The 8,254-nt window shown below is 60.2% G+C and carries 10 protein-coding genes and 1 pseudogene; 1 reads left to right on the forward strand and 10 read right to left on the reverse strand.

Features of this window, described 5'->3' with window-relative positions:
- Positions 1-172: 172 nt before the first annotated feature.
- From IBX59_RS14365 to IBX59_RS14390, 6 genes are all read right to left on the reverse strand, one after another.
- Complete coding sequence (locus tag IBX59_RS14365; RefSeq protein ID WP_296376779.1) at positions 173-1,249, reverse strand: patatin-like phospholipase family protein; 1,077 nt, start codon at positions 1,247-1,249, stop codon at positions 173-175.
- On the reverse strand, positions 1,246-2,028 hold the full coding sequence (locus tag IBX59_RS14370) for a 3-hydroxybutyrate dehydrogenase (RefSeq protein WP_296376782.1): 783 nt from the start codon (positions 2,026-2,028) through the stop codon (positions 1,246-1,248). The genes IBX59_RS14365 and IBX59_RS14370 overlap by 4 nt, the downstream gene beginning before the upstream one ends.
- 11 nt (positions 2,029-2,039) lie before the next feature.
- Positions 2,040-2,786 (reverse strand): acetoacetate decarboxylase, encoded by a 747-nt coding sequence (locus IBX59_RS14375; RefSeq protein WP_296376784.1) that lies wholly within the window; start codon positions 2,784-2,786, stop codon positions 2,040-2,042.
- 12 nt (positions 2,787-2,798) lie between these two features.
- Positions 2,799-3,236 (reverse strand): DUF6789 family protein, encoded by a 438-nt coding sequence (locus IBX59_RS14380; RefSeq protein WP_296376786.1) that lies wholly within the window; start codon positions 3,234-3,236, stop codon positions 2,799-2,801.
- Positions 3,237-3,263: 27 nt separating this feature from the next.
- Complete coding sequence (locus IBX59_RS14385; protein WP_296376787.1) at positions 3,264-3,518, reverse strand: anti-sigma factor; 255 nt, start codon at positions 3,516-3,518, stop codon at positions 3,264-3,266.
- Positions 3,519-3,631: 113 nt separating this feature from the next.
- A complete protein-coding gene (locus IBX59_RS14390) occupies positions 3,632-4,231 on the reverse strand; it encodes a sigma-70 family RNA polymerase sigma factor (RefSeq protein WP_296376789.1) in 600 nt (199 codons plus the stop codon).
- 482 nt (positions 4,232-4,713) lie between these two features.
- Here IBX59_RS14390 and gdhA point away from each other — a divergent pair, with 482 nt between their 5' ends.
- Entirely contained in the window at positions 4,714-6,063 is a 1,350-nt protein-coding gene (gene gdhA, locus IBX59_RS14395; RefSeq protein ID WP_296376791.1) for an NADP-specific glutamate dehydrogenase, read from the forward strand.
- Between the two features lie 88 nt (positions 6,064-6,151).
- Here gdhA and IBX59_RS14400 read toward each other — a convergent pair.
- The 4 genes and pseudogenes from IBX59_RS14400 to IBX59_RS14415 all read right to left on the reverse strand — a co-directional run.
- Positions 6,152-6,289, reverse strand: a pseudogene (locus IBX59_RS14400) (transposase); the annotation flags it as partial.
- 355 nt (positions 6,290-6,644) lie between these two features.
- The gene (gene tnpB, locus IBX59_RS14405) at positions 6,645-6,797 is read right to left on the reverse strand and encodes an IS66 family insertion sequence element accessory protein TnpB (protein WP_296376792.1); all 153 of its coding nucleotides are present in this window, start codon (positions 6,795-6,797) and stop codon (positions 6,645-6,647) included.
- A 206-nt stretch (positions 6,798-7,003) separates the two neighbouring features.
- Entirely contained in the window at positions 7,004-7,693 is a 690-nt protein-coding gene (locus IBX59_RS14410) for an ABC transporter ATP-binding protein (protein WP_296376795.1), read from the reverse strand.
- A 91-nt stretch (positions 7,694-7,784) separates the two neighbouring features.
- Positions 7,785-8,254 (reverse strand): ABC transporter substrate-binding protein (locus IBX59_RS14415; RefSeq protein ID WP_367119391.1); only part of this gene is annotated, 470 nt, incomplete at its 5' end.

Genomic DNA, 8,254 nt, shown 5'->3' on the forward strand with positions numbered 1-8,254 from the left:
GTGCGACGATTTTGGGGCTGGCGTTGGTGTTCGTTCTTTGGTCCCTGGCACCCGGAATCAAAAGGTTACTGGGGCTCCGGCGCTTCTAAGGTAACGCGCCTGACGACCAGCGTGCATGTGTCGGCCGGCGTGCCGCGCAAAACGCGATCTGCCAGCCGACGCGCTTTATCCCCTAGCCCTGATGTTCCGGCCCGATGCCCTGGAACATCGTGCGCAGATCGACGGTGCCGCGTTCACCCAGATCACCGTGGTGACGGTCAAGCCAGGCGGTCGCGGTTTCGCGACCAAGGTCGCGCAGATGGGTCAAAAATGCCCATTCCGCATTCACCTTGGACGAGGCCCCCAGCGGGTTCAGTTCTGCTTCGTTCGCGATGATGTGGATGCGCGCCCGCCGATAGTGCGCTTCGTCCAGCTTGCCGTCGTCCAGTAGTCGGGTCACGAAATCAATCGCGCGCAACTCTTTCAAAAGGCTCGAATTAAAGCTGATCTCGTTCAGCCGGTTCTGGATATCATGCGCCGACCGCGGCGCGCCTTTTCGTTCGACCGGATTGATCTGAATGACGATGGTATCGGCGCTGTCGCTTTCGGTGTGAAACGGAAACAGCGCCGGATTGCCCATATAACCACCGTCCCAATAGGGCACATTGTCGATCATCACGGCCTTGAACATGTTGGGCAGGCAAGCCGAGGCCATGACCATATCAACCGTCATGGTGCGGCTGTCAAAGACCTTGACGCGGCCCGTTTCCACATTGGTGGCAGAAATGAACAGGCGAATACTATCGCACCGCCGAACGCATTCAAAGTCGATGCAGGCTTCGACAATATCGCGCAGCGGGTTCATGTCAGTGGGGTTGAACTGATAGGGCGAAAAAAGCCGCGTCATCATGTTCATAGTCTGATAACCCCAAGACCGTTCGAGGCTCCAGATGCCCATCATCACATCAAGCGGATCGCGCTTGACCGGCGAATGCCGCGCCGCTTCACTGACCGACAACCACAGATGATGCAGCTTTTCGCGTGCGCCCTCTGGCCCGCCGGATGTGAACCCATCGGCCAGTGCAACCGCATTCATGGCCCCGGCAGAGGTGCCGGAAATCGCCGCGATCTCGATCCGGCCATCCGCAAGCAGGGCATCAAGAACACCCCATGTAAACGCCCCATGTGACCCGCCACCCTGAAGCGCCAGATTGACGCGCTTGGTCTTTTGTGCCGCCTTGCGGGGATGATCCGTGACCTTGGCGCTCATTGTGCTGTCCATCCGCCGTCAACCGGCAGCGCAGCACCGGTGATGGACGCCGCGTCGTCAGTCGCCAGAAACGCCGCCAGCGCGCCTATTTGCCCGACCGTGGCGAATTTCTTGGTCGGTTGTGCCGCCAGCAGCACATCGCGTTTCACCTCTTCTTCGGTCATGCCGCGCGCCTTTGCGGTTTCGGGGATCTGCTTTTCCACCAGCGGGGTCCAGACATAGCCGGGGCAGATCGCGTTGACGGTAATGCCGTTTTCCGCAACCTCAAGCGCGACGGTCTTGGTCAAGCCCAGCAACCCGTGCTTTGCTGCAACATAAGCCGATTTGTAGGGCGAGGCGACAAGCCCGTGCGCCGAGGCAATGTTGATGATACGGCCCCAACCGCGGGTCTTCATCCCCGGCACGGCCGCCTTGGTGGCAAAAAACGCAGCAGAAAGGTTCAGGTTCAGGATCGCCTGCCACTTTTCATCCGGGAAATCCTCGATCGGTGCAACGTGCTGGATGCCCGCGTTGTTCACCAGCACATCGACAGGGCCAAACCGTGCCTCGGCCCCGGTCATCAGCGCGACCACCCCTGCCGGGTCCATCAGGTTGGCGCGGTCATAAATGACATCGACGCCAAACTCCGTGGCCAAACCCGCACGGATCGGTTCGATCTGAACCTCTGGTTCGATGCCGTTCAACACGACGTTCATGCCCTTTGCGGCCAGTGCCTGTGCAATGCCAAGCCCGATCCCGCTAGAGGATCCGGTAACGACAGCGGTTTTTCGTTTAGTCATGTGTTTTCCAATCAAGCAAGGTAATCGTGAAGGACGCGCCCGTAAGGCAGCGTCAGGTCGGCCTTGAAATGCCGCCCCTCGACCACCCGCCGCACCGGCAGGTCGGCAACGGGGGCGTTGATATGCGGGATCAGGTGAAGCCGCGCGGGTCCCGAATAGTGAAAGTGCATATGCACATCGGTCAGGTTGTAGGCCACAAGCTCGGCCACCCGCAGATTGCCGGTGACGCACGGAATGAGCTTGAGGTTCACGCTGGTCTTGAGCAGGTGCTTGCCCCGGTCTGCGGGGTTGGGGGCAAGCCGGTCTTCGTATTTGTAGGCCATCGTGCCCATGGCCACCCGTTCACCCGCATAATGCAGTGTGCCGGTCAGCGTATCGGTGCGCACCTCCAGCTTTGGCTCGCCCCAGCGTTTGGGAAAGCCCCATATCTCGCGGCCGGCGCTAATTGGCGGTTCGTCGTTAAGAAACATCATCGCGGTGTAGTTCACCGGTTCTCCCTGCCAAAGGCAGGGAATGACGACGCCGGATTCCTGATAAGATCCAAACCCAGCGCTGTCGGGCATCGCAATCCATTCGTAATGCACCTGCCCCGATCCGTCGGGTTCCAGCGGTTCGGGCACGATGGCACGGACCGCATCCGGATCGGTTTCATAGGTAATGATCAGATATTCGCGTTGAATGAACCGATAAGGTCCGCGCGGATAGCTGGGGTTTGTGGGCGGCATGGCGCTCAGCGCCAGAATGTCCTGCGGGGTCATGTGCGTTTATTCTCACGCCATAGCCGTCCGCGGCGCAGAAAGTGCCGCGAACACCAGCCCCAGAACCGCACCAAAGATAACATGAAGGGCCAGCGTCATCATCGGTGCCATAACTCCCATCGCCATCCCGAACAGCCCCACGCCAGCCATCGGCATCACCATGACCATCATACCCAGCCAGGCGGCAATGCCGAAGGCGATACCCTTGACCACTGCAGATCCGCCCGGGATCATGCCGTAAAGCACCGCAAACCCGATCCCCCAGGCCAGTGTGCCAATCATGAAATGCCCGATCCAACCCATCATGGCCGGAGCGCCCATCATTCCGCTGAGCATGTGGATGACATCCAATTCGGGCATCACACCCATCATCCCCTTGGCCATCATCATCACAGAGAGGACAACAGTAGCGACAAACCCGGCAACAGCGCCGGCAGCAATCTTGTTCATGGTCTTTCCTTTTAAATGCGCCCTGTTTCAGTGGCGCGATTGTTCTTTGCGAAGTGTCGAAAGGATTTCGGTCAAGCGGCGGTCGTCGGCTTCGTGCTCCAGCGGCTCGCCCGGATCAGAGGCCCGCGCGGCCAGTTGATCCGTCGCCCGCATTTGCGCGACAAACCGGCTGCATCCCTTGCACATTGCAAGATGCAGGCGGATCTGAAGCGCATCCCAGCCAGATAGTTCCCCGTCGTTCAGGGCGCTGGCACGGTCGGCGATGTCCTTGCAGCTTAACATGTCGATGTGGTCCTTTCGTAAACCTCACAGGGAAAGGACACCCACAACAGGACTTTGTTACAGGGCACAGCACAAGTTAACGTGAACGGCCGAAATACCCTGCCCCCCCAACACTATAAAAGTTTGGCCAGCGTGGCGCGCAGGGATAGTCGCGCGCGATGCAAGAGAATGCGCATGTTCCCGTCGCTCAGCCCAAGGATCGCGCAGACCTCGGACGGCTCGAACTCCTGTTGCACCCTCAGCACGATAACGGCGCGCTGCGCTGGCGGCAGCGCATCAATTGCCATGCGCATATGCTCGGCAAGCCCACGTCCGGCCACGATCCGCTCGGGCGTAATTTCGTCCCAAAGCTCGGGCATCGCCTTCCAACGGCCGTGTCCGTCGAAAGCGGTGGACAGGTTGTCATCCTCGCCACCCTCGTCGAATGAAACCGATCGGCCATCGCGGCGCGCCCGGGTCCGTGCCTTGTTGATCAGGATCGTGAATATCCATCCGGCCAGCGAGGACCGCCCTTCGAAGGTGCCGATGTTTTTCAGAACCGCCATCCAGGTCTCCTGCACGACTTCTTCGGCTGTCGCGCGACTGTTCACGATGGTGGCCGCCATACGAATCAGCGGCTGGTTGTGACGCGTGTAGAGTGCGCGAAATACGGCCTCATCACCCGCCTTCAGGCGCTGTATGCAGTGCTTTTCTTGCAGTTGATTGGCGAGCATGGCTTCTTCCGTTTATCTGTTGATATTTGGGGGCCAGACGACCTCTACGTCCACTAATCAGTGCCATGCGCTCTAAAATGTGACACGCCGTGAATTGCTGCCCTGCGAAATGCATCCTAACATCTGCTTTGTCGGTCGCCACCTGAAGAACGCGGTGTCGGGGTTTCGGATTTCCGTGACGACCGACACGATCTCAAAGCAGGATTGAATTGTCGTAGTCTGGTGCCGTTCCTTTGATAACATGCACAGCAACAAACACGACGAACTATCTGGCTGCCCACGCTGATCACCCTGACCGAAGGCTTTGACCTGACGATCGCGCGCGCGGATCGCCGTAAAAATGGCCCGAACCGACGCCACATGAAAGCGCCTTTTCGCTTCGGCTTTGTCCCGCGTCAGTTTTCCGTATCATCCCGCTGCACGGCGGAATTGTCATTAGGTGCTGCGCGCAGTAAGCAAAGGCAGAAAATGAAAGGCAGACCATGGCTGTAGACGAAAAACTTGAGAGTATCCATTCCACCATCCTGGCCCGCAACCCTGCTGAGGCGGAATTCCATCAGGCGGTGCGCGAAGTGTTTGAAAGCCTTGGCCGGGTGGTCGCCAAGCATCCCGGCTATCTTGAGGATGGGCTGATCGACCGGCTGTGCGAGCCCGAGCGCCAGATCATCTTTCGCGTGCCCTGGACCGATGACAAGGGCCAAGTCCATGTCAACCGCGGCTTTCGCGTGCAATACAATTCCGCGCTTGGCCCCTATAAGGGCGGGCTGCGGTTTCACCCCTCGGTGAACCTGTCGATCATCAAGTTTCTCGGCTTCGAACAGATCTTCAAGAACGCGCTGACCGGCCTGCCGATCGGCGGCGGCAAGGGCGGGTCTGACTTCGACCCCAAGGACCGCTCTGACGGCGAGATCATGCGCTTTTGCCAGTCCTTCATGACCGAGCTTTTCCGCCATATCGGTGACAAGACCGACGTGCCGGCAGGCGACATCGGCGTCGGCGGACGCGAGGTGGGCTGGATGTTCGGCCAGTATCGCCGCCTGACCAACAGCTTCGAGGCGGGCGTGCTGACCGGCAAGGGGCTGACCTATGGCGGTTCGCTGGCGCGCACCGAGGCGACGGGATATGGCACGGTCTATTTCGTGGAATCCATGCTGGCACGGCAGGGCAAGACCATCGAGGGGCATCGCACCATCGTATCGGGTTCGGGCAATGTGGCAATCTATGCAATGGACAAGGCCCTGAAATTTGGCGCAAAGGTCGTCGCCTGTTCCGACAGCAGCGGGTATGTGGTGGATGAAGACGGCATCGACCTTGATCTGGTGCGCGAGATCAAGGAAGTGCGGCGCGGGCGGATCAGCGAGTATGTGAAGGCCCGCAAGGATGCGAAATACTTCGCTGCCGGAAAGGGCTCGATCTGGGATGTGCCTTGCGATATTGCGCTCCCCTGCGCCACGCAGAACGAACTGACGGCCCGCGATGCCCGCGTGCTGATCGGCAACGGCGTGCATCTGGTGGCGGAAGGCGCAAACATGCCCTGCACGCCCGATGCGGTAGATGCGTTCCGCAAGGCCGGTGTGCTGTTTGCGCCGGGCAAGGCGGCCAATGCCGGTGGGGTTGCAACTTCGGCGCTGGAGATGCAGCAAAACGCCAGCCGCGACCGCTGGACATTCGACCAGACCCGTGACCGGCTGGGCGTCATCATGCGCAACATCCACGACACCTGCGCCGACACGGCCGAGGATTACGGCGCCCCGGGCGACTATGTTCTGGGCGCGAACATCGGCGGCTTTATCCGTGTGGCCGAGGCAATGCGCGCACAGGGCGTGATCTGAATGGACCACCGACAGCCGGGCCGCGGCTTTTTTCCGTGGCCCGGCTGTCAAATTGACCCGCATCGCTGCGGCGGCGGGCCAGGGGCGCGCGAAGGCCGTCACGGGTAACGCCAAGGGCCACGTAGACCGGCTTGTTCTTGACCAATTGGCTGTTTGCATCGCGGATTTTCACGCGCAACGCGTCGAACATCACGATGGGATACATGCGCTCTAGCGCCCGGCTTTGCCGGTCCCGCCTGCCATATCTTCCGCGCGCCATAGGGCTTGCGGTGCTCTTCCAAGGCAGCATTGATCTTGATGCACAGATCCGCGTCAGACTTCGCCCGAGCAGACTACACCATCGATTTGTTGTTCCGCTTCCCTGGACAAAACGGTAGCATCCTGTCGCGTCGTGCCAGAACCACCAAGTTCATGGCATTCACCGACCAAACCGGCACGGATTGAACGCGCATATTGTGCCGCAATGATTGCTGATAAAGCTGTGCCAAGGTCAGGCGCATTGCACCATTTTGGGCATTTGCCCAAAGGAAACAGCCTCGCTCAAGCACATTGTCGTAAAGACAAAAACCTTGACCATCACGTTAGAGCAACTTCAGCCAGTCGCCACGACGACCTCTGAACGCAAATACCGCGCCATTGGCAGGCTTTTGCCGCAACACATCCTGAGCCACCGCTGCCAGCCCTGCGATCCCTTTGCGCATATCCGTCTGCAACCCAAGAGTTTCACAGCGCATTACAGATCCCGGATAAGGCACGTCGTTAACGACGTGGTTAGCGACGTGTCTTGGATCATCGCCCAGGTGTCGTTCAGGCGCTGCCAATCGGGTGGTTACAGGTCGTCAAGAAAATCCGACCTTGGAAATCAATGCGCGAGGTCGAAAGAGAAACCTTGAAATGGGTTCGCCAGGGCCGGCCAAGCGCATATCGGCCGACCCTTGTTTCAATGCAGTCCGAACTCTGCCATCAACTGGCGGCGATAGCCGACAAAATCCGTGTCGTTGCGGTCGCGCGGGCGGGGCAGGTCCACATCGATGAGCCGGATAGCGTCGCCCTTGGTCCCCGGAAGCACCAGCACCCGGTCGGCGAGAAAGATCGCCTCTTCAAGGTCATGTGTCACCAGCAACATCGTCACCTTTTCCTCGTGCCAGATGCGGGTCAGCTCCTCTTGCATGGTCATCTTGGTCATCGCGTCAAGCGCGCCCAATGGCTCGTCCAGCAGCAGGATTTCGGGCTGCACAGTCAGGGCGCGGGCGATACCCACCCGTTGCGCCATGCCCCCCGAAAGCTGCCGGGGCCAGGCACCCTCGAACTCGGCCAGACCGACAAGCCGGATGTAGCGCCGCGCCCGCTCGGCCGCGTCCGGTTTCGGCACACCTTGCACCTCAAGCCCGAAGGCCACGTTGTCCAGCACCGTAAGCCAGGGCAGCAGGCGCGGCTCCTGAAAGATCACCGCGCGGTCTCGCCCCAGCCCATGCACTGGCGCGCCGTCGATCAGCACTTGGCCCGCGTCTGGCTCTTCCAGCCCGGCCAGCACGCGCAGAAGCGTCGTCTTGCCCGAACCCGAGGCCCCCACGATGGCAAGACTCTCGCCACTGCGAATATCCAGGTTGACCCCCTTGAGAACAGTCAATGTCTCGCCGTCAAGGGGGAAGCTCTTGGTGAGGTCACGGATGGTGACCTCACCTTTCGTCTGTGTCTGCACCAGAGTCATCGCGCTAACCTTAGTTCGTGACAGGCGCATCGCCCGTCACCAGAAGGATGTCGGCAGCGGCAAGCTGACCCTCGGACAGCGCGCCCTCGCGCACCAGAACGTCGATCCAGAACTGCACGTCACGCGCAACCGGAAGGCCACCCTCGCGCACGCCGAAACCTGCAAAGAACTTGGCCACTTCCAGGTTTTCTCCGCGCGCTTCAAGCAGTTTGGCGATGATCTCTCGGGTTTCTTCGGGGTTCTCGCGGGCATAGTCGAGCGCAAGCGCCGATTTCTCGACAAAGTGGCGCGCGGCCTCTGGGTGGGCCTCGACCCAGTCACGGCGCAGCACGGTAAAGCCGCCCGCGATCTCGCCCAGAACATCCGTGTCGTCGAACACCTTGCGCAACCCCCCACCCGCGCGCGCCGCGCCCTCGAACGTGGTCTGCCAATAGCCAAAGGCGGCGATGTCCACCTGTTTCGAACGCAGCACCTGCTCAA

It is taken from the genome of Yoonia sp., from assembly GCF_014859355.1.
Lineage (GTDB): Bacteria > Pseudomonadota > Alphaproteobacteria > Rhodobacterales > Rhodobacteraceae > Yoonia.

Coding starts and splice junctions, on each gene's coding strand:
- tnpB (WP_296376792.1), bottom strand. CDS start 6,797: ATGCGCTGTGAAACTCTTGGGTTGCAGACGGATATGCGCAAAGGGATC.
- IBX59_RS14380 (WP_296376786.1), bottom strand. CDS start 3,236: ATGAACAAGATTGCTGCCGGCGCTGTTGCCGGGTTTGTCGCTACTGTT.
- IBX59_RS14390 (WP_296376789.1), bottom strand. CDS start 4,231: ATGCTCGCCAATCAACTGCAAGAAAAGCACTGCATACAGCGCCTGAAG.
- IBX59_RS14375 (WP_296376784.1), bottom strand. CDS start 2,786: ATGACCCCGCAGGACATTCTGGCGCTGAGCGCCATGCCGCCCACAAAC.
- IBX59_RS14365 (WP_296376779.1), bottom strand. CDS start 1,249: ATGAGCGCCAAGGTCACGGATCATCCCCGCAAGGCGGCACAAAAGACC.
- gdhA (WP_296376791.1), top strand. CDS start 4,714: ATGGCTGTAGACGAAAAACTTGAGAGTATCCATTCCACCATCCTGGCC.
- IBX59_RS14385 (WP_296376787.1), bottom strand. CDS start 3,518: ATGTTAAGCTGCAAGGACATCGCCGACCGTGCCAGCGCCCTGAACGAC.
- IBX59_RS14370 (WP_296376782.1), bottom strand. CDS start 2,028: ATGACTAAACGAAAAACCGCTGTCGTTACCGGATCCTCTAGCGGGATC.